The following is a 24,539-nucleotide window of genomic DNA, read 5'->3' on the forward strand; positions in this document are numbered from 1 at the left end:
AATCAGTCTGTTATGAAAACTGCAGGATTTTTTGCAGGTAGTAATAATATTAGTAAAATCGAGAAACAGCACAGTGGTATCTTCTTGTGCAACAACATCACAAAGGAGCTCTTTGCCGGGAATTGCAGCATAATTTTCGGCGAAGATAGCTCCTTTTTCTATATGTCCGAAAATATTGCTGGTGCCCCAGTAGAAATTCACCATGACGTTAACACTGCCTTCTTCAACAAGACCTATCTCATGAACACTTGTCCCTGCTCTTAAGATAAGTTCGTCTTTTTTATAGGTCTTTTCATGGGCTGAAAGACAGTTTAAAAGCCCTTTGATCTCATTTTCTTTAATCCCGTGAAAAAGAGGTGTATTACTCAGGAAAAAATAATTCATAAAAATCTCCTTTTGTTGTTGCAACAACATAATTGTTATTTGGATTATATTAAAATGCAAACATAAATTCAAGAAACAAATATTTTGGAGGTATAAAAATGGCTAATACATTTGTAAATGGAGACACTCTGATAGGAGAGATCGTAAATACTTATCCTGAAAGTGCAGATATCCTTATGGGTATAGGAATGCACTGCCTTGGATGCCCTGCATCACAGGCAGAATCATTATCTGATGCATGCGCTGTACATGGCCTTGATGCAGAGCCAGTAGTTGATGCATTAAATGCAATGATAGAAGGAAGAGAGGCTGTCTGATGAGCGATTTTTTAGGACCTATTCATTTCTGGTTATATGACAAGATCAAAAAACAGGAAGAACTTACCAAAAAGATAGCACAGCTTAGCGTAAGTGAGGGCTGGATAAGCGATACATCTGATTATGTATATGATCTTCCTGATCTTGAAACATCAATTGATGAAGACAATATTCACGGCTGGCTTCAGAGTGCTATAGGCTATGCTGAGGGCAGATATTCAGATCTTCTTGGAACTGTTCTTGAAGGCAGAGAAGACAGACTTTCAAAGATCAAGGAAACAGCTTTTGAATTTGGTGAGGAAAACAGTCTTGATGAAGGTATTCTTGCAACTGATGCCTATCAGGCTTTTGAAAATTTCTTCGTAAACGGTATGCCCTGTGATCACGTTAATCAGATCACTGACAGCTCAGCAGATAGCCTTACATGGGAGATGACACAGGATGTCCACGCAGCTTCTTTTGGCAGTAATACTAAGGACTATTATCAGATAAGAAAGTCAGTTATGGACGGAATGCTTGAAGGGACAGGACTTAGTCTTTCAATGAAAGATTCATTCCACTATTCAATTAGTAAATAAAGTAATTATTATCTTCTAAGTAAGACTATGAAGGTATAAATACAATAAATATATAAAGGTAAAGAAGGTTAAGACTATGGAAAATTGTATGTTTTGTTATCAGTGTCAGGAGACAGCAAAGGGAACCGGATGTACTATGGCAGGTGTGTGCGGCAAGAGCTCGGAAGTTGCAGCTCTTCAGGATCTTCTCATATATGTAACCAAGGGATTATCAGTTGTTACAACAAGACTTAGAGAAGAGGGCAAGGATATAGATGAGTCAGTTAATCATATCGTATCTGTAAATCTTTTTGCCACAATTACAAATGCTAACTTTGATAATGACTCTTTGATTGAGAAAATAAATAAGACTTTGTCAGTAAAAGAAGAGCTTCTTGAAAGACTTGAAGATAAAACAGGATTACCGGATGCAGCAACATGGAATGGAAATAAGAGCGAATATGCTCAAAAGGCTATGTCCAAAGAAGTAGGAATTCTTGCAACTAAAGATGAGGATATCCGCTCACTCAGAGAGCTTATCACATATGGCTTAAAGGGACTTGCTGCATATTCAAAGCATGCAAATGCTTTATTAAAAGATAACGAAGAAATAGATGCATTCCTTCAAAAGGCACTTTCCAAGACTCTTGATGACAGTTTAAGTGTTGACGATCTTGTGGCACTTACACTTGAAACAGGTAAATACGGCGTAGATGGAATGGCACTTCTTGATGCTGCAAATACAGGTGCTTATGGCAATCCTGAAATTACTACAGTTGATATAGGAGTTAGAGATAATCCTGGTATCCTTATTTCAGGTCATGATCTTAAGGACCTTGAACAGCTTCTTGAGCAGACTAAGGGAACCGGAGTTGATGTATATACTCATTCAGAGATGCTTCCTGCCCACTATTATCCGGCATTTAAGAAATATCCTCATTTTGCAGGTAACTATGGTAATGCATGGTGGAAGCAGAAGGAAGAATTTGAGAAATTTAACGGACCTATCCTTATGACAACTAACTGTATAGTACCTCCTGCAGCAAGCTATAAGGACAGACTCTGGACAACAGGTGCTACAGGATTCCCTGGATGCAGACATATAGACGGAGAGTATGGTCAGGTCAAAGATTTCTCACCTATAATAGAACAGGCTCTAAAGTGCAAGGCTCCAGAGGAGATAGAGAAAGGTACTATTGTCGGCGGATTTGCTCATGAGCAGGTGTTCGCTCTTGCTGATAAAATTGTCGATGCTGTAAAGAGCGGCGCTATAAAGAAGTTTGTAGTTATGGCAGGTTGCGATGGAAGAATGAAGTCAAGAGACTACTACACAGAATTTGCTACAAAGCTTCCAAAGGATGCAGTAATACTGACAGCAGGCTGTGCAAAGTACAAATATAATAAGCTTAACCTTGGCGACATAGGAGGAATACCAAGAGTCTTTGATGCAGGTCAGTGCAATGACTCATATTCACTTGCTCTTATAGCACTCAAGCTTAAGGAAGTATTCGGACTTGATGATGTGAATGACCTTCCTATTGTTTACAATATTGCTTGGTATGAACAGAAGGCAGTTATAGTTCTTCTTGCCCTATTATACCTTGGAGTTAAGAATATTCACCTTGGACCTACACTTCCGGCATTCCTGTCTCCTAACGTTGCAAAGGTACTTGTTGATAACTTTGGAATCGCAGGAATAGGAACCGTTGAAGATGACCTTGAACTGTTCTTTGGAGAATCAAAGTAAAATGAAGCATAAGCTAAAAACCATGCGGGTGTACGATCTTGTAAAGGCGATCAAGATGTATTCAGATGATGTTTTATATAATACGCAAAAAAATCTGGCTATTCCTTATACAAATGGATACCGCATATTGGTTGACAGGCTCTGGCCAAGAGGAATAAATAAAGAAAAGCTTGAACCATTTTACTGGGCAAAAGAAGCTGCACCTTCAAATGAGCTTAGAAAGTGGTTCGGTCACGATCAGGATAGATTTGATGAGTTTAGAAGAAGATATATAGATGAACTCAACAATAGTGTATATGCTCAGAATTTTAAAATGCTGGTTCTGGATAAACTTAAAGAAGATGATGTCCTTTTGTTGTTTGCAGCCAGAGACAAAGAGATGAATCAGGCTGTTATACTAAAAGACTGGATTATAAAAATCATCAGTTAAAAAATAATTATCGAATGTTGATCATATGTTTAAATGACTTCTTACTTTATAAGTACTTTTATCTCTTGCAAATTTGATGGCCAGGGCAGCCTGTAAAGAATTTTCGCGTTCTTTAAAAATCTTATTCAATTCAAGAGCTTAATAGATGGAATTTTATATTCTGTTTGGGATCCACCTGTTTGAGCGTAAGCGAGTTTGGATCCCAGAATATAAAATTACAGATATTATGCCTTGAATTATAAGAGTTTTAAGACAAGGAAATTCTTTACAGGCTGTTGGCTATCAAATTGCAAGAGATAATACAATCAAATATATAAAGGCCAGGACATTTGTCCTGGCTCGAATTTTTGGGAGGAGGCTATCCGAGGGGAGGATAGCCAAAGTATTATGAAAAAAATTTGTAGGGTAAAGAACGTGTGCTGTTCTTTATGTGCTTAATGATAATAAGTAAACCTAAATGATGCCTAAATCAGATATGAAGAAAATGTGAAGTGAAATTGACCATTTTTTTGCCAAGGTTGTATGTATTAATTATCGCTAGATACAAGTAAAAATCTGGATTTTTTGGCATTCTATCATTGTTTTTTGGTCATGCTGATAGTAAGATGAATTGAGTTACTAATTTTACCGAGGGGGAAAAAGATGAATCACATTATTGTTAATGGCAAAGTAAGTAAGGGCACTATCAATAAGAATATTTACGGTCAGTTCACAGAGCATCTTGGACGCTGTGTTTATGAAGGAATATATGTTAAAGATGAGGATAATATTCCTAATGTAAATGGCGTAAGAACTGATGTAATGAAGGCTCTTAAGAATATCGAGGTTCCGCTTGTTCGCTGGCCAGGAGGATGCTTTGCGGATACTTATCACTGGAAGGATGGAATCGGTCCCAAGGAGCAGAGAAAGACTATTGTAAATACTAACTGGGGCGGTGTAACAGAGGATAACTCTTTTGGTACTCATGAATTCATGGAATTTGCAGAGCAGCTTGGCTGTGATGTATATCTGTCCGGTAATGTTGGAAGCGGTACTGTTCAGGAGCTTTCTGACTGGATCGAGTATTGTAACATGGGCGGCATATCACCTATGGCTAATTTAAGACGTGAAAATGGACGTCAGGATCCTTGGAATATCAAATACTGGGGAATCGGTAATGAGGCATGGGGCTGTGGCGGCAATATGAATGCCGAGTATTATTCTGATGAAGCCAGAAAATTCGCTACATATATGAGAAATTATGATTCTGAGCATCCTATTTATAAGATTGCTTCAGGAAGTAACGGGCCTGACTATAACTGGACCAAGACTGTATGTGAGCGTGCAGGCAACATGATCGATGCTATTACATTCCATTACTATACAGTAACCTATGAATGGAACAATAAGGGTAAGGCTACAGGATTCACCAAGGATGAATATTATCGACTTCTTCATAACACACTTAAGATGGATACTATGATCAATAACCATAGTAATATCATCAAGCAGTATGAGACAGATGATCACAAGATCGGTCTTATAATCGATGAGTGGGGAACCTGGTTTGATGTTGAAGATGGAACTAATCCTGGATTCCTTTATCAGCAGAATACTGTAAGAGATGCTGTTCTTGCAGGTATTAACCTTAATATCTTCAATAACCACTGTGATACTGTAGTAATGACCAATATCGCTCAGATGATCAATGTACTTCAGGCTATGATCCTTACAGATGGCGAGAAGATGGTTCTGACACCAACTTATCATGTATATGATCTGTATAAAAAGCATATGAATGCTAAACATCTTGAAAGCTACGTTGATTCAGATATCTTAAATGATGAAGAAGAGCTTAAGGTTCCTCGTCTTAATGTATCAGCCAGCGAGAAGGATGGAAAGGTTTTAGTTACTGTAGTTAACCTTTCTGAGAGCGAAGCTTGTGATGTTAATATAATGCTTTCAGGACTTAAGGCAAGTAGCGTATCAGGAAGATGCGTAACAGGAGATGCAGGAGATTATAACACATTTGAAAATCCTGAAACTGTAGGTATATGCGAAGTTAAAGCAGAGCTAAGCAGCGATGGAACAAGTTTTAATACAACTCTTCCTAAAAACTCTGTATGTTCATTTGAGGCTAGTCTTTCATGAATAAATGCAAGAGATGCCTTTTAAATGAACTTGCGGGCAAGGAAGATATTTATGCTCACGTGCAAAAAACACGTGAGCTTCTTTCTGATAATGAGAGAGCATCTGATTCTTTGTATAATAAAAGGCTTGATGTATGCAGAGAGTGCGACAGTTTATTGGAAGCAACTTGTCTTAAATGTGGCTGTTATGTGGAAATAAGAGCTTTGAAGATAGATGCAAAGTGCCCTGTAAAAAGGTGGTAGGATATATTCTTGAAAACTGTCATATTAGATTGATTAAAAAACGATATAGCGTTATATTAATAGTAATAGAAAATCAGGTTTTACACATGGGAAGTAAGACCTGATTTTTTTCTTTTTTATGAAAAATTTGATAAGGGGAGGATCAAAAAATGGGGCTTTTCGATAAACTTTTCCAGAGTAATAAAATTGAAATTGCATCGCCTGTAAGTGGAGAGATTGTTCCAATAGGTCAGGTCAGTGATCCTACTTTTGCCCAGGAAATGGTGGGAAAGGGAGTAGCGATAATTCCTTCTGATGGCAAATTCTATGCACCTTGCGATGGAACTCTTGTAGCTCTTTTTCCAACAGGACACGCCTTCTGCATTAATACGGCTGATGGGGCTGAGGTGCTGGTACATATAGGTATTGATACAGTAAAACTTAAAGGTGAGCATTATATAATCCGTGCTAAGCAGGGCGATACAGTTAAAAAGGGTGATCTTATAGTAGAAGTGGATCTTGAAGGAGTAAAGAGTGCAGGATATGAAATAATTACTCCTATGGTTATATCTAATCATTCCAAATTTTCAGGTCTTGAAAAAAAGACCGGCGCCGTAACTTCCGGCGATGCTGCAATTCTCTTAAGTAAGTAATAATTGTTTTTACAATTTAATTATATCTAAGGAGGACAAAAGTATGATGAAGTATTTACAAAAGATCGGTAAATCTCTGATGCTTCCTGTAGCGGTTCTTCCTGCAGCAGGTATTCTCTATGGTATCGGATATTGGATTGATCCAACAGGTTGGGGTGCCAACAGTATTGTGGCAGCTTTCCTTATTAAGGCTGCGTCGGCTATCATCGACCAGATCCCGATTCTGTTTGCTATTGGCGTATCTGTAGGTATGGCCAAGGATCATGATGGAACCAGTGCTCTTGCAGGTCTTGTTTCATTTCTTATGATCACAACGCTTCTTAGTACAGGCGCTGTAGCAATGTACCTGGGTGTTTCTGCTGAAGAGGTTCCTGCTGCATTTGGCAAGATCAGCAATGCATTTATAGGTATTCTTTCAGGTATTATAGGTTCTTCCTGCTATAACAGATTTAAAGATACAAAGCTACCTGACTGGCTGGCATTCTTTAGCGGCAAGAGATGTGTTGCTATAGTAACAGCTGTTGTATCAGTTCTTGTAGCTGTCATTCTTTACTTTGTATGGCCTGTTATCTTCTCAGCTCTTGTAGCTTTTGGTAAAGCAATCCTTGGTCTTGGTGCTGTAGGTGCAGGTATCTACGCAATGCTCAACAGAGCACTTATTCCACTTGGACTTCACCATGCACTTAATGCTGTATTCTGGTTTGATACAGCAGGAATCAATGATCTGGGTCTCTTCTGGTCAGGCGCAGATGGAGCAGTAAAGGGTGTTACAGGTCAGTATATGACAGGCTTCTTCCCTGTTATGATGTTCGGTCTTCCGGCTGGAGCTCTTGCAATGTATCACACAGCTAAGGATTCCAAGAAAAAAGCTGCAGCATCATTATTGTTTGCAGGTTCACTTGCTTCATTCTTTACAGGTATCACAGAGCCTTTGGAATTTGCATTTATGTTTATGGCACCAGGTCTTTATCTTGTACACGCTGTTCTTACTGGTGTCTCTGCAATTGTATGTTCACTTCTTCCTTTCAGAATTGGATTCAACTTCTCAGCAGGTCTTGTTGACTGGATATTAAGCTTTAAGGCTCCTATGGCTGTGAATCCATGGATGCTCATTCCTGTAGGTCTTGTATTTGCAGTTATTTATTATGTAATATTTAGATTAGTTATTACAAAGTTCGATCTTAAGACTCCGGGACGTGCTGAAGATGATGAGGAGACTGAAGATGACGTAGAACTTTCAAATGATGATTATACAGCTACTGCTCAGTGTATTATTGAAGGACTTGGCGGCAAAGACAACATTACTGATATTGATTACTGTGCAACACGAATTCGTGCTGAGATAAGTGATTATACTCAGGTTGATGAAAAGAAGATCAAGAAAGCCGGAGTTGCTGGTGTTATTCGTCCATCCAAGACAACTGTCCAGGTTGTAGTTGGAACCAAGGTTCAGTTCGTATACGACGAAATCAAGAAGATGCTGTAATTCAAACATAGCGCATTAAAAATCCCTTGCGATTTGAGCAAGGGATTTTTTGGTGTGCCGAGTTTGAAAGTTGCGGCGGCGCATTCTCGTGACTTTAGTCGTGAGTTAGCCGCCGCACCTTTTATTTAATGTTATTGAATGAAATAGAATATGCCTTTTAAACAGAATATAGTTAAATTGTGAAATAAAGTTCACAGTTTTAGGTATAATTTAACTTCGCCATTTACTATTAATACAACAAAAGTTTTGTATATGGGGGCAACCCCAGGAAATGGAGAGGGATAGTGAAAAATAAAAAAATCTTAATGGGCGTACTTGGTGCAAGCCTTGTCGCAACTGCATCTGTTTCTGCTTATGCTGTATCAGTATCATCTGACGTTGAAGGTGAGAGCTATACAAATTCTACGGATGGCGAGAATGCAATTTTAGTAGATGGTGATACAGTAAAACTTGATAATATCACCGTTAATAAAACAGGTGATTCTTCAGGAGACGATGCTGACTTTTATGGAGAAAATGCAGCCATACTTGCTACAAATGGCGCAAATCTTACAATTACAGATTCCAAAGTAACTACAAATGGAGCTCATGCCAATGGTGTATTCAGCTATGGCGAAGGGACTGTTGTAAATGTATCTGATACAACAATTACAACAAGCTCCAATAATTCCGGCGGTATCATGACAACCGGCGGAGCTACGATGAATGCAAGTAATCTGACTATTACTACATCAGGCGGTTCATCTGCAGCTATCAGAAGTGACAGAGGCGGCGGAGATGTAAATGTTGAAGGAGGAACTTATTCAACATCAGGTTCCGGTTCACCTGCAATATATTCAACAGCAGACATTTCTGTATCTAATGCAACCCTTAAGGCAACAACATCTGAAGCTGTCGTTGTAGAGGGCGGTAATAGTGTAAGTCTTACAAATGTATCGGCAACAGGTAATAATACCAAGAATTCTCAATCTGATGAATACAAGAATGTACTTATATATCAGTCTATGTCAGGAGATGCTTCTGAAGGCACATCCTCTTTTACCATGACAGGTGGAAGCATGACTTCAAATAATGGCCACATGTTCTTTGTAACCAATACTACATGTACTATAAATCTTTCTGATGTTGACTTTACATATGCTGATGGAGACTTCTTAAGAGCAGCAGCTGATGCATGGGGAAGCAGTGGTTCAAATGGTGGTAACGTAACATTAAATGCTACAAGCCAGGACATTGATGGAGCAATAACTGTAGATTCTGTATCAAGCCTTAATATGTACCTTGCAGACGGTTCTTCATATGACGGTGCTATTAACACAAGCTCCGAACAGGGATCTGTATATGTAAGTCTTGATGATGACAGTACATGGAGTCTTACAGGGGATTCTTATATTACATCACTTACTTGCGATGAAGATGCGATTGAGCTTAATGACTATAACCTTTATGTAAATGGCGTGCTTTATGAAGAGGGAACTGCCAGCACAGGAAGTTCTGTAGAAGGATCATCTTATGAGCTTAGTTCAAATACTTATACAGGTACTATTACAGAGATAAGCGAAGATTCTATAACACTTGAAGTGTCAGGTATGCCAGGTGGTGGTATGCCGTCAGGCGAAGCTCCTGATATGGAGAATGGTTCCGGTAGTGGCTTATCAAGTGAAGATGGTATGGGAATGCCTCCAGGAGATATGCCGTCCGGAGAAAAGCCATCAGGCGAAATGCCATCAGGCGAAATGCCATCAGGCGAAATGCCGTCAGGTGAAATGCCATCTGGTGAAAAACCATCAGGACAGATGCCTTCAGGCGAAAAACCTTCTGATATTCCTTCTGATGGAGCATCATTTGATGCATCTGATATGCCTGAAATGAATGGCCAGATGCCATCAGGCGAAATGCCATCAGGAGATATGGAAAGTAAATCTGTAACCTTTGAAACATCAGAAGATTATACAGATGATTTCGAAGTAGGAGATATGGTTACGATCACACTTGAAGATGGTGTAGTAGTATCAATTGAGGCTGCTGCAACTAATCAATAATAACTAAGTGAAGCCTCACACGACTGTTACGAGAATTCTTCGCTGAATTTTCATACTTTATTATAATAAGATTTATCCCTTGCAAGTTGATCATCTTAGGTAACCTATAAAGGATTTTCCTGTCGTAAAATCATATTTACAGGTTGCCCAAGATATCAAATTTGCAAGGGATTTTTTGTAGAGTATAAAGTTTGATAAATAATCAATTTATGTTAACTATGCTACTTTTGTACTAACTATCAGTATGGGTTACTGAAGCGGTACATATCCGCTTTCTTTTATTATCTGTTGCCCTTCGTCTGAGAGGACAAAATCCATAACAACCTGAATGTTAGGATTGTCATTGGAAGAGTCATATACAGCGTAGAGATAGTTTGTTATTGGATAGCTTCCATTTGCTATATTTTCTTCATCAGGATATATTCCGTTTATTGATAGTATCTTGACGTCAGGATTCTTATTAAGTCCTTGCACATAATACCTGAAAGAAAAACCAATAGCCCTTCCTGTTAAGATTCCGTTTAATGAGCGGTGCATTTCAACTCCGTCCATAAAGGCCAGCATGGCTGTCTGACTTCCGCTTCCGACATTACGCTGAACAGCGTCAACTAAGCGGTCATCACCGCCGACTTCAGACCAGTTTGTAATACTGCCTGAATACAATCCTTTGACTTCATCTACGGTAAGATCATCAACAGGGTTATTTTGGCCCACAATAAAGACAAAAGCTTCATAGCCGATAGGAACAAATGTAAGCTCAACGCCCTGCTCTTTGGCATATTCAAGCTGCTCTTTAGAGGGCTCGGCGCAGAATACTATATCTGCATCACCGTCTACGACTGCCTTGTAAGCACCTCTCGTATTGCGATACTTAAGTGCACTGTCAGATGTGAAGTCTGTGCCGTCAAATATGACGCTATCACTAGGATAGATGGCATCAACAAAAGAAGAGAATACCGGATAAAGAGCTGCTGCACCGTCAATAACAGGAAGGTCACCTGTAAGCTTTACATCTGTTTCAATGTGTACTATTTGCGAATCTTCTTCAAATGGAAGATAATCTGATACATTAATAGAACGGCTTTTCATCTCACTACTTTGATTATTAAAGTATCTTTTAGTGACTATGTTATAGCACATGACATTTAAGATGACATAGAGAAGGATGAAAGCAGTGATTGTGATCAGCTGATTTTTAAGTTTCAATCTTATCACCCCCTGTTAGCCACATATGAGATGATAGAGCAGTCTTTATATAGCACATATGAAAATATAAGCAAGGCTGTAAGGCTGGCTAATCCTAGTACTGTTATCAGTAACAGTATCATATAATATTTTTTTTCGCTCATGATAAACCTCACATATTTTCAATCATTAAAGATAAAAGTACATAGATAGAAAAGTATATTAAAAGAATACAAAAGAGAGCTATGCCTAAAAAGATGCTAATAGCCAAATAGGCTCTTCTGTGCGTTTTATCATTTTTGTCTGCAAGTCTGTATTTGTAAATAGAGTAGATGAAACCGGCCAAAATCCCGACAGGAATCCCGAACATTAAAAAATATAAAACAATTGTTTCCATAAAATTGTCCCCCCAATAAAAATGATTTTGTAAGATTATAGCATGAGATAATCATATAAGGAACTGCTTTTTGATGTTATTTCAAACAAAAATAGTGCTTAGACAATTCATAAATTATGATTTGCATTTATCGATAAAACGAATAAAATAGATACTATAGATTTGATATAGGAGGAGAACAATGGCCAGAAAAAGTAGTGTTGAGAGAGCTAATGAAATTGCCGGAGGCTTTGCTACGGCAAAAAAGAACATTGTAGTGCAGTTTGGAAGCAAGGAACGAGCAACTGATGATATACTTTCAGTCATTAAAAGTGACATGCTTTCAAAGGGATTTAAGGATGCTGACTTTGATAAGGTCGATGTCTATATTAAACCCGAGGAACAGAAAATATTCTATGTGGTTAACGATACTGTAAGCGGCAGTATAGATTTTTAACGGGGAGGGGATAATATGGCAACAGTATTCGTTGTAGCTAATCAAAAAGGTGGTATCGGTAAGAGTACAACAGCAACTAATCTTGCAGGAATCCTATCCAAAGAAGCAAAGACTCTTTTGATAGATGCAGATCCTCAGGGCAATAGCACAAGTACTTATGATGCAAAGATCGAAGATGTAGCAACTTTATATGACGTAATGATAGACTCAGATAAGCTTCCTATAACTGAAGCAATCCAGCATACACCAAATGGAGATATAGTTGCATCAGATCCTCTGCTTGTAAAAGCCGAGAAGATGCTTGATGGTGATGTGGAAGGGTTCTACAGACTTAAGGATGCGCTTGAAGAGCTTGATGGATATGAATATATTGTTATAGATACTGCACCTTCACTTAATATCATTTTGTATAACTGTCTTATTGCAGCAGATAAGGTCATAATCCCTGTGACTGCAGATGCATATGCCATGCAGGGTATAAGGCAGCTCTATGATACGATCATGGCTGTAAAGAGAAGACAGAACAAGAATCTTTCCATAGCTGGTCTTTTACTTGTAAGATATGCAGGAAGATCAAATCTTGAGCGTGATACAAGAGAATCTATAGAAACAAGTGCTAATGAGATGGGCACCTGCCTTTTTAAGACAGTAATAAGAGAGTGCGTTAAGACTAAGGAAGCTCAGGAGCAGAAAAAGCTCCTTATAGATTATGCTCCTAAATGCAATACCTGTCTTGACTATCTTGATTTTGCAAGGGAAGTTGTAAACCAGTAAAAATACCAAATAGCAAATATGAAATTAATTAAGCAAAATTGAAAGATTAAGGATGTGCTATGCCAAATATTGCGTTATTGTTTCCGGAAGAGTATATGCTGGAAATTGTTTCAGATATGCCTTCAGAAATAAAAAATGAGATAGTTTTTAAAAAGCGTATTGAAACTGTGAATGCAATTAGCGAGGCCAGAAATGCAATAAATGCCGGAGCAGATATAATTGTTGCAAGAGGATATCAGCACGTTCTTATAGAAACTTATACCAGTATTCCTACGGTTGCTATCAAATTCCAGGCACAGGAAGTTGGGGCTTTAATAAAAAAAGCTAAGGAAATGATCAAGAATAAGAGACCGTGTATAGGTCTTATAGCTTTTCCAAATATGCTTGGAAATCTTGATATGCTAGAGGAATTATTCGATGTAAATCTGCATGTTATTACAATTAATCAGATTGAAGAATGTGTTCTTGCATTAAAGAAGCTGGCGCAATTTAATGTAGATCTGATCATCGGGGGTAATGTCATATGTGAAGAAGCTGAGCAAATGGGCTATCCGACTCTTTTGTATAAATCAACCTTCGAATCGATATATAGTGCAATTGAAGAAGCTCGGCGTATTTCCAAAGCAATTGAAATTGAAAAGCAGAATGTAGCCCAGTTTACAACTGTTATGGATAATTCATTTAGTGGAATTATCAAGATAAACAAGAACCATCAGATTATTGCTATAAATAATCTTGCAAAATCCATGCTTAAAAATAATGATGAGAACGCAATTGGTTCTGATCTTTTTGAGCTCGTTCCGGAATTTGATAGAAATGCCGTGGATAAAGTTTTGTGCGGGGAACATGAGAATTACACAACTACTATCAGTGTAAAAAAACAATCCTGGATTTTGTTGATTGCACCTATACAATATGATGATAAAATTACCGGGGCAATTATTTCTGTTCAAAAGCTGGGAGGTAATATTCCTAAAAACAACCTAAGCCATATGGATATTATAAAAAATGGCTTTGTTGCGGAAAAAACTTTTAAAGATATTATTAGTATTGATGATGAGATGAAAGAACAGATTGAACTGGCTAAGATATATGCTCTTTCTTCAAAGCCTGTACTTATCTATTCAGGTGTAGGTAATCAGGCAGAAATTTTTGCAGAAGCAATACATAATAATAGCGTTCGGAAGGCTTGTTCTTTTGTTACAGTGGATGTAGACGGACTTAGCGATGCTCAGCAGGTAGAGCTTATATTTGGAGACTTAATGGGAAAAGATATCTCCAAGAGGACAGAATCTGCTATTGCAAGGGCCAATCATGGTACTCTTTTTATAAAAAATATTGATAAACTCTCAAGGCAGGCACAAAGTCAGCTGCTTAGGAGCATAAATTTTAATAAAACACGAAGTACGGATATTCGTTCAATGGACGAATTTGATGCAAGAATAATCGCACTTTCAGAAAAAAATTTAATAAAGAAAATCGAAAACAATGAGTTTAATTTAGAATTGTTTTATCAATTGCATGGATTAACACTGGAGATTCCATATTTAAAAGACAGGATCGAGGATCTTGAATATTATTTTAAAGTAAGCATAAAAGAACTTTCAAAACAGTATAATAAATACTTAAAAATAAGTGATGATGCAATTGAAAGAATAAAAGAGTTTTCATGGCCGGGGAATATTGTTCAGCTTAGAAGCTTTTGTGAAAGAGTCGTTGTTGTTGCGGATAAAAGGACCATTGATGGGAGAGTGATCCTTAAGACCTATCAACAGCTTTATCCTGATGTATTAAATGATGATAGCGAAAAAAAGCTTGTAATATATAAGGAGCATGAGGCCAGACATTTGGAAGATCTTATGCTCAAATATAATGGTAATCGTAAAAGGATTGCTAATGAGCTTGGAATCAGCACAACAACTTTATGGAGAAAACTTAAGAAGCTGGGGATAGACGGATAAACAGTTCAGATGATTGGTTTTAATCGTAAATAAATGAAGATAGGCAGTCTTAAAGGGCTGTCTATTTTGTTGCCCAAAATACAGATAGGCAGTCTTAAAGGACTGCCTATTTTGTTGCCCAAATACAGGTAGACAGCTAAAGCGGACTGTCTATTTTGCTGTAAAAAACGCATAGAATTTGTTTGCTTTAGAAAAGCTTTCATTTGTGAAACAAAATGCTTTATTATCATTTCAAATGATTTCAAATGCCGATTCACTACTAGTGATAAGAATAAAAACGTCCAGATAATGTGAATCAAATTGAAATGTTTGAAATATTTATATTTCATATATGAAACAAGAAACATTATATATAAAAATCGTGATTTCTATTGGCCTTTTGGTCAATAGTTTGCATGGATAGCAAACGTTAGAATGGGCATAGTTAAAAACTCATTCACAAATCTTTTTTTAAGAAGGAGGCAATACAAAATGAAGATTGGATTTATAGGACTTGGAATTATGGGAAAGCCTATGAGCAAAAATTTATTAAAGGCTGGATACGAATTGGTTGTAAATAACAGAAGCAAAGCTGCTGTTGAAGAACTTGTAGCTGCCGGTGCAACTGGTGCAGACAGTGCAATGGAAGTAGCTAAACAGTGCGATGTAATTATTACAATGCTTCCAAATTCGCCACAGGTTAGGGAAGTATGTCTTGGAGAAAATGGAATTATTGATGGAGCAAAGCCTGGAACAATAGTAATAGATATGAGCTCTATTGATCCTGTAGAAAGCAAAGCAATTGGAGCGGAGCTTATTAAAAAGGGTGTTGAAATGATGGATGCACCAGTAAGTGGTGGTGAGCCAAAGGCAATTGATGGAACTCTTTCAGTAATGGTTGGAGGAACTAAAGAGAACTTCGACAAATATTATGATCTTTTAATGGCAATGGCAGGTTCTGTTGTATATGTTGGAGATCTTGGTTCTGGAAACGTTGCCAAGCTGGCTAATCAGGTTATTGTAGCTCTTAATATTGCTGCTGTTTCAGAAGCGCTTACACTTGCAGTAAAAAATGGAGCAGATCCGGAGCTTGTATACAAGGCAATTAGGGGTGGCCTTGCAGGTTCTACTGTTCTTGATGCTAAAGCGCCAATGATGATGGCTCATAATTTCAAGCCTGGATTTAGAATCGAACTTCACATTAAGGATCTGGCCAATGCAATTAATGCAGCTCATGCTACAGATACAGCACTTCCACTTACATCTCAGGTTATGGAGATCATGCAGTCTCTTAAGAATGATGGCTGTGCAGTAGAAGATCACAGTGCAATTGTTCGTTATTATGAGAAGATTTCTGATACTTCTGTAGAAAAGTAAAAAACTTGATAATATTGGGAGGAACATTTTTAATGAGCGAATCAACTAGAATGCTTCTGGGTCTTGCTATAGGTATTATTGTTATGATTTTTCTTGTATCTAAAACAAAGGTACATACATTTATAGCATTATTAGTAGCATGCGTCGTTACGGGTATTGTGGGTGGAATGCCACTTGTTGATGTTACAAATACATTGGCGGATGGTTCAACAGAAACAACAACAGGTCTTGTTACTGCCATAAAGAATGGCTTTGGTAATACTTTAAAAAGTACCGGAATTATCATAGGACTTGGAGTTATGATGGGCGGTATTCTGGAAAAATCCGGAGCTGCAGAGAGAATGGCTTATTCATTTATTAAGGCTGTTGGCAAGAAAAAAGAAGAATGGGCTCTTGCCATAACAGGATGGTTTATTTCTATTCCGGTATTTGCAGATTCTGCTATTGTAATTTTTGCACCACTTTGTAAGGCAATTTCAAAGGTTACAGGAAAATCTCTAATAGGTCTTGCACTTGCAATGGCAGCTGGACTTCAGCTTACACATTGCCTTGTACCACCTACTCCAGGACCTACTACTGCAGCAAGTATGCTGGGAGTAGATGTTGGACAGATGATTGTTGTGGGTGCATTAGTTTCAGTTCCAATGCTTATTGTAGCAGTTTTATATTGTAAGTATATAGGTAAGAAAATTTATCAGATTCCAAATGACAATGGTGGATTTGAACGTAAAGAATTCAAAGAAGAATATATTAAATCAATGGAAGAACTGGATATGCTGGTTAGTAATAAGAATCTTCCAGGATTATTTATCTCAGTTGCTCCTATTGTGATTCCACTTATTCTTATACTTACAAATACCGTTCTTGGACTTTTTGATATAGATGTTTGTTGTCTTAAGTTTATTGGAGAACCTGTTATAGCTCTTGGAATTGGTACAATAATTGCTATATATGGCCTTATGGGACGTGCAGATAAGAAGGTTACTCTTTCTATTATGGATGATGCTATTAAAAGTACAGGTATCATAATGCTTATTACAGGAGCAGGTGGTTCACTTGGTAATGTTATTAAGGTTTCAGGTATTGGTGATGCTCTTGGAGAGCTTGTACTTGGATGGCCTATTCCTGTTATCCTCATTCCTTTTATTATTGCAGCACTTATGAGAATTGCACTTGGTTCAGCTACTGTAGCTATTACAACCGCTGCATCACTTTCGGCATCATTTATTGGGGTTATCTCAGTTAGTCCTCTTCTTATGGCTATTTCCTGCTGCGTAGGTGCAATATCATTTTCATATTTCAATGATAGTGGATTCTGGGTATGGAACGGAATGTTTGGAGTTGAAGAACTAAAAGATCAGGTTAGATGTAAAACAGCAATATCACTAATAATGGCAGCCGTTGGCATTATTGAATTACTGATACTTGGGTTATTTATAAAATAAATTGATTTGGATGGAGGATATAAAGATGGCAGTGCCAATTATTACTGAAATGGAAGTGTGGCCGGTTGCAGGACGTGACTGTATGGAGCTTAATTTGAGCGGCGCACATGCACCATATTTTACCAGAAATATAGTTATTTTACATGCTGACAACGGAGAGACTGGTGTAGGAGAAGTTCCGGGTGGAAAGAAGATAACCGACGCTCTTGAACAGGTCAAAGATATTGTTGTTGGCACAAGTATTGCAGATTATAAACAGACTCTTACAAAGATAAAGAAGTGGCTTGATAGCAATATAAAAGATGATGTAAGAGGCTTACAGACTTTTGATCTGCGTACAGGAGTACATGTCCTTACAGCAGTTGAAGCTCCTTGTCTTGATCTTTTGGGAAAATATTTAAATGTTCCGGCAGCAGCACTTATGGGAGATGGAATTCAGAGACAGAAGGTTCGCTTTTTAAGTTATCTCTTCTATGTAGGAGACAGAAAGAAAACTGATCTGCCATATGCTTCAGAGGAAGATTCTGATTGTGAGTGGTACAGGATACGTCATGAAGAGGCACTTACACCAGAAGCAATTGTTGCCCAGGCAAAGGCAACTCATGAAAAATATGGTTTCGAAGATTTTAAATTAAAGGGCGGTGTGCTCGAAGCAAGAGAAGAACTTAAGGCTGTTCAGGCTATAAAAGATGCTTTTCCAAATGCAAGAGTTGATCTTGATCCTAATGGAGCGTGGTCTCTTAAGGAAGCGCTTGAAATTGCACCTGAACTTAAAAAGGTACTTGCTTATTGTGAAGATCCTTGCGGAGCAGAAAATGGTTTTTCTGGTCGTGAAATCATGTCTGAGTTTAAGAGGGATTCAGGAATGCCAACTGCTACAAACATGATCAATACAGACTGGAGACAGATGTGCCATTGCATTTCTCTTAGAAGCGTGGATATTCCTCTTGCAGATCCTCATTTTTGGACAATGAACGGTTCAGTACGTGTAGGTCAGCTGTGCAACGACTTTGGCCTTATGTGGGGATGTCATTCCAATAATCATTTTGACATTTCACTGGCAATGGTTGTTCAATGTGCAGCAGCAATTCCAGGAAAGATGAATGGTATCGATACACATTGGATCTGGCAGGAAGGACTTGAGCGTTTAACTAAAGAACCTATGCAGATCAAAGATGGATGTATTGAACTCCCGGCCAAAGGCGGTCTGGGTATTGAAGTTGATATGGAACAGATCAAGGCAGCAAATAAACTTTATGTAGATAATAATCTTGGCGCAAGAGATGATTCTGTAGGAATGCAATATCTTATTCCGGGATGGAAGTTTGATAACAAGAAGCCTTGTCTTGTACGTTGATACCATGGCTAGAGTTTAGGATTTTTGATGGCAGGAAAATATTAAAAATTAATTGTAGGAGATTTTATGAATATAGATTTTTTGAAGGGTGTAATAGTGCCTATAATTACACCAATAGATGAAAATGAGCTTATAGATGAGGAATCTATGAGACGCCAGGTTGACTTTGTTATAGATGGAGGAGTTAAAGGAATCCTTGCATTTGGAAGTAATGGCGAATTTTATATGATTGAAGAAGACGAGATGAAACGTGGTCTTCAAATCATGGTTGATCAGGCGGCAGGACGTGTACCGATTTATTTTGGAATCGGTGCCATCAGCACAAAGAAGTGTGTTCGTCTTGCAAAGATGGCTAAAGAAAACGGAGCATCAGGAATCTCTATTTTACAGCCAATGTTTTTAAAGCCAAACGAAACAGAGTTATTCCTGCATTTTAAGACAATTGCAGATGCTGTTCCTGATACACCTGTTCTTCTTTATAACAATCCTGGAAGAGTTGGTTATACAATGTCCGGAGATCTAGTTGAAAAATTGGCTCATGAAGTTGAGAACATTGTTGGCATGAAGGACACAAGTGGTGATATAACTCAGACTTCTGAATTTATCAGAAGAACAAGAGATGTAGACTTTAAGGTATTCGGCGGTAAAGATACTCTTTTGTATGCATCCCTTTGTCACGGTGCTGTAGGCGGAGTCTGCACATCTGCTAATTTTATGCCGGAAATGATCACTGATGTATACAATAAGTATATAGAAGGCGATCTGAAGGGTGCATTAGAGGCACAATTTAAATTAAATCCTGTTAGACTTTCAATGGACAAAGCCAGTTTCCCTGTAGCTTCTAAAGATATGGCTAATCTTAGAGGAAATAAAATCGGTGAACCATATAAGCCTAATTTAAAGACACCGGAAGGCCCTGTTCTTTATAAAATAAAGGAAGAGATGTCTAAAGCAGGATTATTATAAAAAAGTACAACACTATGGGAATTCATTTGATGACTGAAGCAAATCGCTGTCTGCAATGTAAGAAACCTATGTGTATGGAAGCCTGCCCGATTCACACTAATATCCCTCAAATTATAAGTTTGATAAAGAGTGGTGATCGAACGGAAGCAGAGCGGCAGCTTTTTGAAAATAATCCTATGTCTGCAGTATGTGCTATTATCTGTGATCACGAAGCACAGTGTGCCGGACATTGCGTTCTTGGAAGGAAGGCAAGTCCGGTACAGTTCTACGAGATAGAAAAATATATAAGTGATTCTTATCTGGATAAATTTGAAGCTGAAACCAAAGGCCCCAAAAAAGACAGGATTGCTATAATTGGTAGTGGTCCTGCCGGGCTTACTGCAGCAATTCTTCTGGCAAAGAAAGGTTATCCAATAACTATTTTTGAGGAAAAAGAGGCAATTGGAGGAATGCTTAGATACGGTATACCGGAGTTCAGGCTTTCCAATAATCTGGTCGACAAATATAAAGAAGTACTGGATAAGCTTAATGTCAAGGTTCGTCCTAATACAGTTCTCGGCGGAGCTCTCAAAATAGATGATCTGTTCAGAGATGGTTATAAAGCTGTATTTGTTGCTACAGGCGTTTGGAGACCTAAAACTCTTGGAATAGTTGGGGAGAGTCTTTCAAATGTTCATTATGGAATCGCTTATTTATCCAAACCTGATGCTTTCAGGCTGGGATCAAAAGTGGCTATAATAGGAATGGGAAATGTTGCAATGGATGTAGCCAGAACAGCTATAAGACATGGTTCCAAAGAAGTTACGTTATATGCGAGGAGTAAAAGAATCGCAGCAAGTAATGATGAGCTGGAATTCGCCAGATTTGATGGTGCAAGGTTCGAATTTGGATATGATATAGATAGTATTACAGATAAGGGACCGGTATTTAAAATTGCAAGATTTGATGAAAATGATAAAGTAATAGGCTATGAAGAAGATACTGTTCAGATCATGGCAGATTCAACTATTATAGCGATAAGCCAGGTTGCTAAAAATAAGCTTATTCTGACAACAGATGATCTGAAAGCAAATGATAAAGGGCTGCTCATAACAGATGAAAACTGTATGACAACAGTTCCCGGAGTATTTGCAGCAGGAGATGTGGTTCATGGCTCTAATACAGTTGTTCATGCAGCTTGTGAAGCAAAGAGGGCCGCATATGGAATTATTAAATATCTAGATAATTTAAGCAGATAGGAGTAGGTATGAAAATTGTAGTTGCAATTGATTCATTTAAAGGAAGCCTGACTTCAATGGAAGCCGGGGAAGCAGCAAAGGCAGGTATACTAAAAGCAGGAAATCATAAAGTTACAGTAATGCCTTTGGCTGATGGAGGTGAAGGTACAACGCAGGCACTTATATCCGGACTTGGCGGACAATTCGTGGATATAGAAGTCACAGGACCTTTAGGATCAAAAGTTACTGCTAGATATGGAATACTATCTGATAATAAAACTGCAGTTATCGAAATGGCAGAGGCAGCAGGTATTACTCTTGTTGACAGAGATAAACTTGATCCATGGAAAGCAACAAGTTATGGACTTGGCGAGATGATAAAAGATGCCATGGAAAGAGGATGCAGGGAGTTCATTATAGGAATCGGCGGAAGTGCAACCACAGAAGTTGGTTTTGGTATGCTTCAGGCGCTTGGATATAAATTTTATGATTCTTGTGGACAACTTCTTTCCTTGGAATTTGAAAATCTTGATAAAGTTGACAAGATAGATTTAAGCAGCGTTGATGAAAGACTGGAACTTTGTCATTTTAATATTGCTTGCGATGTCAAAAATCCTTTATATGGTACAAATGGCGCATTATATGTATTCGGACCGCAAAAGGGAGTAAAGGAAGAAGAAAAAGCTGTCATGGATAAAATAGTTAGAAACTTTGCCATGACAGTTGATGAAAAATTCGGAGTTCATAATGATGATGTTCCAGGAACTGGAGCTGCAGGTGGATTGGGCTTTGCTTTTAAAACTTTTTTCAAAAATGTATCTTTAAAACCTGGCATAGAAATCGTCTTGGATGCCATATCTTTAGAAAAACTGCTGGTTGATGCAGATGTTGTTGTTACAGGAGAGGGACGTCTTGATGGGCAGACTGCCATGGGGAAGGTCCCTGTAGGTGTTGCAAGACTTGCAAAGAAACATGGTTGCAAGGTGATCGCTGTAGCAGGTTCAGTTACGGATGATGCTGTAAATTGTAATGACGAAGGAATTGATGCCTTTTTTTCAATCATAAGATCTGCATCCAGTCTTGAAGAAGCAATGGATAAGACTAATGCAGTGAAAAATATGCAGGCAACCGTTGAGCAAATATTCAGGTTGCTAATGTAAAAAATGATATAAGAATATGAATATCAAAACTCCGGCAACATGGCTTCCGTACTAAATCCGGAAGATGAGTTTCTATACTCTGTCGGAGTTTTTCCTATGTACTGACGGAAGAGCTTGCCAAAGTGACTTGAGGATGCAAAGGAGAGTTCATGTGAGATCTCAGCAACGCTCATTGAACTTTCCAGTAAATAGAAGCAGGCAAGCTTCATTTTTCTATGCATGATATATTTATAGACTGTACAATTTATCTCGTTTTTAAAAAGTATATTTAGTCTGCTTACAGAAACTTCTGCATGTTCTGCAACTTCATCTTCTGTTAAAGGTCTTGTGATATTTTCGTTTATATAGCGGCTTGCTTTTCTTACGATCGCAGTTGTTCCTATGGCATTGTTGGTAAGAACAAGGTCGCATACTTCTGTTATAAGATTTGTGGTGACTTTATAGAAGTCCTTGATCGAATCTGCATCCAGATATCCATGAGTGTATTTGCTGAAGATCAGAAAGAGTCTGTTTACGGGTAAAAGGAGTAAGAAGCCCTGGTGGATTATCAGAGATAAAAGCATCTGACCTTGCATTTTTCTGTCTCCAAGAAGTGTACCTGTAAATGTAGCTGTTGTTCTCTTTTCATAATGGGGAACCCAGTCTTCAAGCACTGATAAAGCAGCTTCTGCGTTCCCTGCTGATATGGCATTAAGAATCACTTGTTGATTTTGTAAAATATTGGCGTACATATCAGTGTATTCATCAGCATTTGAAGCTGTTTCAGAGAAAAAGAAATGATTATCATTGTTCATAATTACTAAAATCCCCCGATAAATTTCTAAAATCTATACAAAAAGCACAAAACAAACAAAATGTGATATTAGATATAAAAATATTATATCAGCCTCTATTTATAGTCAATATAATTAACTCATTCTTGCAGGAATAGTAACTAACCCTGAATTATTCATGACAACTTAATTTCCTGAAATCTGATCCATAATCCGATTTTTTGAAATGGATGCCCAAAACAGGCGGGATTTAGTCCTAAAAAAGGGTAGACTATCCCTATGTATCAGAAATACAGATTTTTAAGTTATCAAGGTACATTATTAGTTGCTATTCCAGCTGTGGCTGTAGGCTGCTTATGTTTGTTAGAGTTTCATGAAACTCAGATATATAAGGGCAACTGCTACACAGCTTGAAATAAATATATCTACCTGATCTGATTACCTTAACGGCAATCTTGATCAGTTTCAAACGGATTGTATCTGCACATTGCTTCCTCATGGAAGCACACAGAGCCAGCCGTTTAAACCAATTGAATATGTTGTAAGAAAGCGCATGGATTTGAAGACGGTTTGCATTGACGAGTTTTGAGTGGCTGCTGACAGCCCCAAAATCAAATCCGTTTTTGCTCTCTTTAATGAAGTTCTCCATGTTGCCTCGGCCGCAGTAGAACTTGATTATCGACTGTATATCTGCAGTCATGTTTGTAACAACAAAAGTATACATGTGAGTTATCTGGTTGTAGGGCTTCTCGATTTTAAAAACAACCCTTCTTGGTTTAGTCCAAGTTCCGGCCTGATAATAAAACTCACCATATACAACAGCATAATCAACTGCATTATTTTTGGTTATTTTGAAGAGCAAATCATCTTCGGCTTTAGCAAGAGATGTCAGTGTAGAGTTCATCTTCAGTCGGATTGCATAGGAGACTTTGTAATTGTCTTCCTCACACAATTCGCATAATTCAGGAGTGGCAAAGCCGCTGTCCCCGCGAAGAGAAAGCTCAGGTGCAAACTCCATTGATGAAAGCTCCTCAAGAACCGACCTTAAGAAATCTGCAACACCTTTGCTTGAGTAAGTAGCACCATCACGGAGCTGAATCTTCAAAAGATCTCCGGTCAGACCGTCATAGCAGACAAGAGGATGATAACCATGCTTCTGGTAGTGATAGTTGAAATCCTCACCTTCCTGCTTGCCGTATGTGTCAAGCAGTGTTGAGTCCAGATCAAGAAGGATAAATTCAGGGCGTTTGATTGTATAGACAATCTTACGCATTGCCTTCATAAGAGCATCAAACTGTCTCAGGGTGTCATTATCCATGCGGTTATAAAAGCGAGATAGCGTCGGCTGTGAAGCCAGTGCTTCCTTTGCAAGGACCGCAGTAAGGATCGGATCATTGGTAAGTTCATCTGCACAGTCATCTTCATAGTATGCTGCGAAGATCTGGTAGATGACCTGCAGAAGATTTTCATCGTCCTTGTGAGTCATCAGGTTTGAAGAACCATTGGTGTGAAATATACTGCCTATCAGCTTATCAAAGTGCAGTT

At 38.1% G+C, this 24,539-nt stretch carries 23 protein-coding genes; 18 read left to right on the top strand and 5 right to left on the bottom strand.

Annotated elements, in window-relative coordinates; genetic code table 11:
* Positions 1 to 384: Crp/Fnr family transcriptional regulator (locus K6G87_RS13310; protein ID WP_296838227.1), on the bottom strand; the 384-nt coding region annotated here is incomplete at its 3' end.
* Between the two features lie 98 nt (positions 385 to 482).
* On the opposite strand from K6G87_RS13310, the gene K6G87_RS13315 reads away from it, so the two are divergent.
* From K6G87_RS13315 to K6G87_RS13355, 9 genes are all read left to right on the top strand, one after another.
* Complete coding sequence (locus tag K6G87_RS13315; RefSeq protein WP_110073646.1) at positions 483 to 701, top strand: DUF1858 domain-containing protein; 219 nt, start codon at positions 483 to 485, stop codon at positions 699 to 701.
* Complete coding sequence (locus K6G87_RS13320; RefSeq protein ID WP_296838230.1) at positions 701 to 1,279, top strand: hypothetical protein; 579 nt, start codon at positions 701 to 703, stop codon at positions 1,277 to 1,279. The genes K6G87_RS13315 and K6G87_RS13320 overlap by 1 nt, the downstream gene beginning before the upstream one ends.
* A gap of 76 nt (positions 1,280 to 1,355) precedes the next feature.
* The gene (hcp, locus tag K6G87_RS13325) at positions 1,356 to 3,005 is read left to right on the top strand and encodes a hydroxylamine reductase (protein ID WP_296838233.1); all 1,650 of its coding nucleotides are present in this window, start codon (positions 1,356 to 1,358) and stop codon (positions 3,003 to 3,005) included.
* Between the two features lies 1 nt (position 3,006).
* On the top strand, positions 3,007 to 3,435 hold the full coding sequence (locus K6G87_RS13330; RefSeq protein WP_296838235.1) for a DUF488 domain-containing protein: 429 nt from the start codon (positions 3,007 to 3,009) through the stop codon (positions 3,433 to 3,435).
* A gap of 642 nt (positions 3,436 to 4,077) precedes the next feature.
* A complete protein-coding gene (locus tag K6G87_RS13335) occupies positions 4,078 to 5,565 on the top strand; it encodes an alpha-N-arabinofuranosidase (protein WP_296838238.1) in 1,488 nt (495 codons plus the stop codon).
* Positions 5,562 to 5,807, top strand: a complete 246-nt coding sequence (locus K6G87_RS13340) for a DUF6171 family protein (RefSeq protein WP_296838239.1) — start codon at positions 5,562 to 5,564, stop codon at positions 5,805 to 5,807. The genes K6G87_RS13335 and K6G87_RS13340 overlap by 4 nt, the downstream gene beginning before the upstream one ends.
* A gap of 149 nt (positions 5,808 to 5,956) precedes the next feature.
* Positions 5,957 to 6,439: a PTS sugar transporter subunit IIA gene (locus K6G87_RS13345; protein ID WP_296838242.1), complete on the top strand. Its 483-nt coding sequence runs from the start codon at positions 5,957 to 5,959 to the stop codon at positions 6,437 to 6,439.
* 43 nt (positions 6,440 to 6,482) lie between these two features.
* Positions 6,483 to 7,925 (top strand): N-acetylglucosamine-specific PTS transporter subunit IIBC, encoded by a 1,443-nt coding sequence (nagE, locus tag K6G87_RS13350; RefSeq protein ID WP_330669861.1) that lies wholly within the window; start codon positions 6,483 to 6,485, stop codon positions 7,923 to 7,925.
* A 284-nt stretch (positions 7,926 to 8,209) separates the two neighbouring features.
* Positions 8,210 to 9,967 carry a hypothetical protein gene (locus tag K6G87_RS13355; RefSeq protein WP_296838244.1) on the top strand — a complete coding sequence of 586 codons (1,758 nt, stop codon included), beginning with the start codon at positions 8,210 to 8,212 and terminating at the stop codon, positions 9,965 to 9,967.
* Positions 9,968 to 10,216: 249 nt separating this feature from the next.
* Here K6G87_RS13355 and K6G87_RS13360 read toward each other — a convergent pair whose 3' ends face one another.
* Positions 10,217 to 11,173, bottom strand: coding sequence for a PstS family phosphate ABC transporter substrate-binding protein (locus K6G87_RS13360; RefSeq protein ID WP_296838247.1), 957 nt, complete (start codon positions 11,171 to 11,173; stop codon positions 10,217 to 10,219).
* Between the two features lie 151 nt (positions 11,174 to 11,324).
* Entirely contained in the window at positions 11,325 to 11,549 is a 225-nt protein-coding gene (locus K6G87_RS13365) for a hypothetical protein (protein WP_296838250.1), read from the bottom strand.
* A 181-nt stretch (positions 11,550 to 11,730) separates the two neighbouring features.
* Between K6G87_RS13365 and K6G87_RS13370 the strand changes: the two genes are divergently transcribed.
* From K6G87_RS13370 to K6G87_RS13410, 9 genes are all read left to right on the top strand, one after another.
* The gene (locus K6G87_RS13370) at positions 11,731 to 11,985 is read left to right on the top strand and encodes a DUF6465 family protein (RefSeq protein ID WP_296838251.1); all 255 of its coding nucleotides are present in this window, start codon (positions 11,731 to 11,733) and stop codon (positions 11,983 to 11,985) included.
* A 15-nt stretch (positions 11,986 to 12,000) separates the two neighbouring features.
* The gene (locus K6G87_RS13375) at positions 12,001 to 12,759 is read left to right on the top strand and encodes a ParA family protein (RefSeq protein ID WP_296838255.1); all 759 of its coding nucleotides are present in this window, start codon (positions 12,001 to 12,003) and stop codon (positions 12,757 to 12,759) included.
* Between the two features lie 59 nt (positions 12,760 to 12,818).
* On the top strand, positions 12,819 to 14,720 hold the full coding sequence (locus tag K6G87_RS13380; RefSeq protein WP_296838258.1) for a PrpR N-terminal domain-containing protein: 1,902 nt from the start codon (positions 12,819 to 12,821) through the stop codon (positions 14,718 to 14,720).
* Positions 14,721 to 15,134: 414 nt separating this feature from the next.
* On the top strand, positions 15,135 to 16,076 hold the full coding sequence (garR, locus tag K6G87_RS13385) for a 2-hydroxy-3-oxopropionate reductase (protein ID WP_296838260.1): 942 nt from the start codon (positions 15,135 to 15,137) through the stop codon (positions 16,074 to 16,076).
* 32 nt (positions 16,077 to 16,108) lie between these two features.
* Positions 16,109 to 17,521: a GntP family permease gene (locus K6G87_RS13390; protein WP_296838263.1), complete on the top strand. Its 1,413-nt coding sequence runs from the start codon at positions 16,109 to 16,111 to the stop codon at positions 17,519 to 17,521.
* A 25-nt stretch (positions 17,522 to 17,546) separates the two neighbouring features.
* Positions 17,547 to 18,878: an enolase C-terminal domain-like protein gene (locus tag K6G87_RS13395; protein ID WP_296838265.1), complete on the top strand. Its 1,332-nt coding sequence runs from the start codon at positions 17,547 to 17,549 to the stop codon at positions 18,876 to 18,878.
* Between the two features lie 66 nt (positions 18,879 to 18,944).
* Complete coding sequence (locus K6G87_RS13400) at positions 18,945 to 19,844, top strand: dihydrodipicolinate synthase family protein (RefSeq protein ID WP_296838268.1); 900 nt, start codon at positions 18,945 to 18,947, stop codon at positions 19,842 to 19,844.
* A gap of 14 nt (positions 19,845 to 19,858) precedes the next feature.
* Complete coding sequence (locus K6G87_RS13405) at positions 19,859 to 21,082, top strand: FAD-dependent oxidoreductase (protein ID WP_296838271.1); 1,224 nt, start codon at positions 19,859 to 19,861, stop codon at positions 21,080 to 21,082.
* 8 nt (positions 21,083 to 21,090) lie between these two features.
* Positions 21,091 to 22,221 (top strand): glycerate kinase, encoded by a 1,131-nt coding sequence (locus K6G87_RS13410; RefSeq protein ID WP_296838274.1) that lies wholly within the window; start codon positions 21,091 to 21,093, stop codon positions 22,219 to 22,221.
* Between the two features lie 23 nt (positions 22,222 to 22,244).
* Here K6G87_RS13410 and K6G87_RS13415 read toward each other — a convergent pair whose 3' ends face one another.
* Complete coding sequence (locus K6G87_RS13415; protein ID WP_296838276.1) at positions 22,245 to 23,015, bottom strand: helix-turn-helix transcriptional regulator; 771 nt, start codon at positions 23,013 to 23,015, stop codon at positions 22,245 to 22,247.
* A 307-nt stretch (positions 23,016 to 23,322) separates the two neighbouring features.
* Positions 23,323 to 24,539: IS1380 family transposase (locus K6G87_RS13420; protein ID WP_296838279.1), on the bottom strand; the 1,217-nt coding region annotated here is incomplete at its 5' end.

The sequence above is a fragment of the Butyrivibrio sp. genome (assembly GCF_024699075.1).

Coding starts and splice junctions, on each gene's coding strand:
- K6G87_RS13405 (WP_296838271.1), top strand. CDS start 19,859: ATGGGAATTCATTTGATGACTGAAGCAAATCGCTGTCTGCAATGTAAG.
- K6G87_RS13400 (WP_296838268.1), top strand. CDS start 18,945: ATGAATATAGATTTTTTGAAGGGTGTAATAGTGCCTATAATTACACCA.
- K6G87_RS13345 (WP_296838242.1), top strand. CDS start 5,957: ATGGGGCTTTTCGATAAACTTTTCCAGAGTAATAAAATTGAAATTGCA.
- K6G87_RS13340 (WP_296838239.1), top strand. CDS start 5,562: ATGAATAAATGCAAGAGATGCCTTTTAAATGAACTTGCGGGCAAGGAA.
- K6G87_RS13395 (WP_296838265.1), top strand. CDS start 17,547: ATGGCAGTGCCAATTATTACTGAAATGGAAGTGTGGCCGGTTGCAGGA.
- K6G87_RS13415 (WP_296838276.1), bottom strand. CDS start 23,015: ATGAACAATGATAATCATTTCTTTTTCTCTGAAACAGCTTCAAATGCT.
- K6G87_RS13390 (WP_296838263.1), top strand. CDS start 16,109: ATGAGCGAATCAACTAGAATGCTTCTGGGTCTTGCTATAGGTATTATT.
- K6G87_RS13410 (WP_296838274.1), top strand. CDS start 21,091: ATGAAAATTGTAGTTGCAATTGATTCATTTAAAGGAAGCCTGACTTCA.
- K6G87_RS13330 (WP_296838235.1), top strand. CDS start 3,007: ATGAAGCATAAGCTAAAAACCATGCGGGTGTACGATCTTGTAAAGGCG.
- hcp (WP_296838233.1), top strand. CDS start 1,356: ATGGAAAATTGTATGTTTTGTTATCAGTGTCAGGAGACAGCAAAGGGA.
- K6G87_RS13365 (WP_296838250.1), bottom strand. CDS start 11,549: ATGGAAACAATTGTTTTATATTTTTTAATGTTCGGGATTCCTGTCGGG.
- K6G87_RS13315 (WP_110073646.1), top strand. CDS start 483: ATGGCTAATACATTTGTAAATGGAGACACTCTGATAGGAGAGATCGTA.
- K6G87_RS13380 (WP_296838258.1), top strand. CDS start 12,819: ATGCCAAATATTGCGTTATTGTTTCCGGAAGAGTATATGCTGGAAATT.
- K6G87_RS13375 (WP_296838255.1), top strand. CDS start 12,001: ATGGCAACAGTATTCGTTGTAGCTAATCAAAAAGGTGGTATCGGTAAG.
- garR (WP_296838260.1), top strand. CDS start 15,135: ATGGGCATAGTTAAAAACTCATTCACAAATCTTTTTTTAAGAAGGAGG.
- K6G87_RS13370 (WP_296838251.1), top strand. CDS start 11,731: ATGGCCAGAAAAAGTAGTGTTGAGAGAGCTAATGAAATTGCCGGAGGC.
- K6G87_RS13320 (WP_296838230.1), top strand. CDS start 701: ATGAGCGATTTTTTAGGACCTATTCATTTCTGGTTATATGACAAGATC.
- K6G87_RS13335 (WP_296838238.1), top strand. CDS start 4,078: ATGAATCACATTATTGTTAATGGCAAAGTAAGTAAGGGCACTATCAAT.
- nagE (WP_330669861.1), top strand. CDS start 6,483: ATGATGAAGTATTTACAAAAGATCGGTAAATCTCTGATGCTTCCTGTA.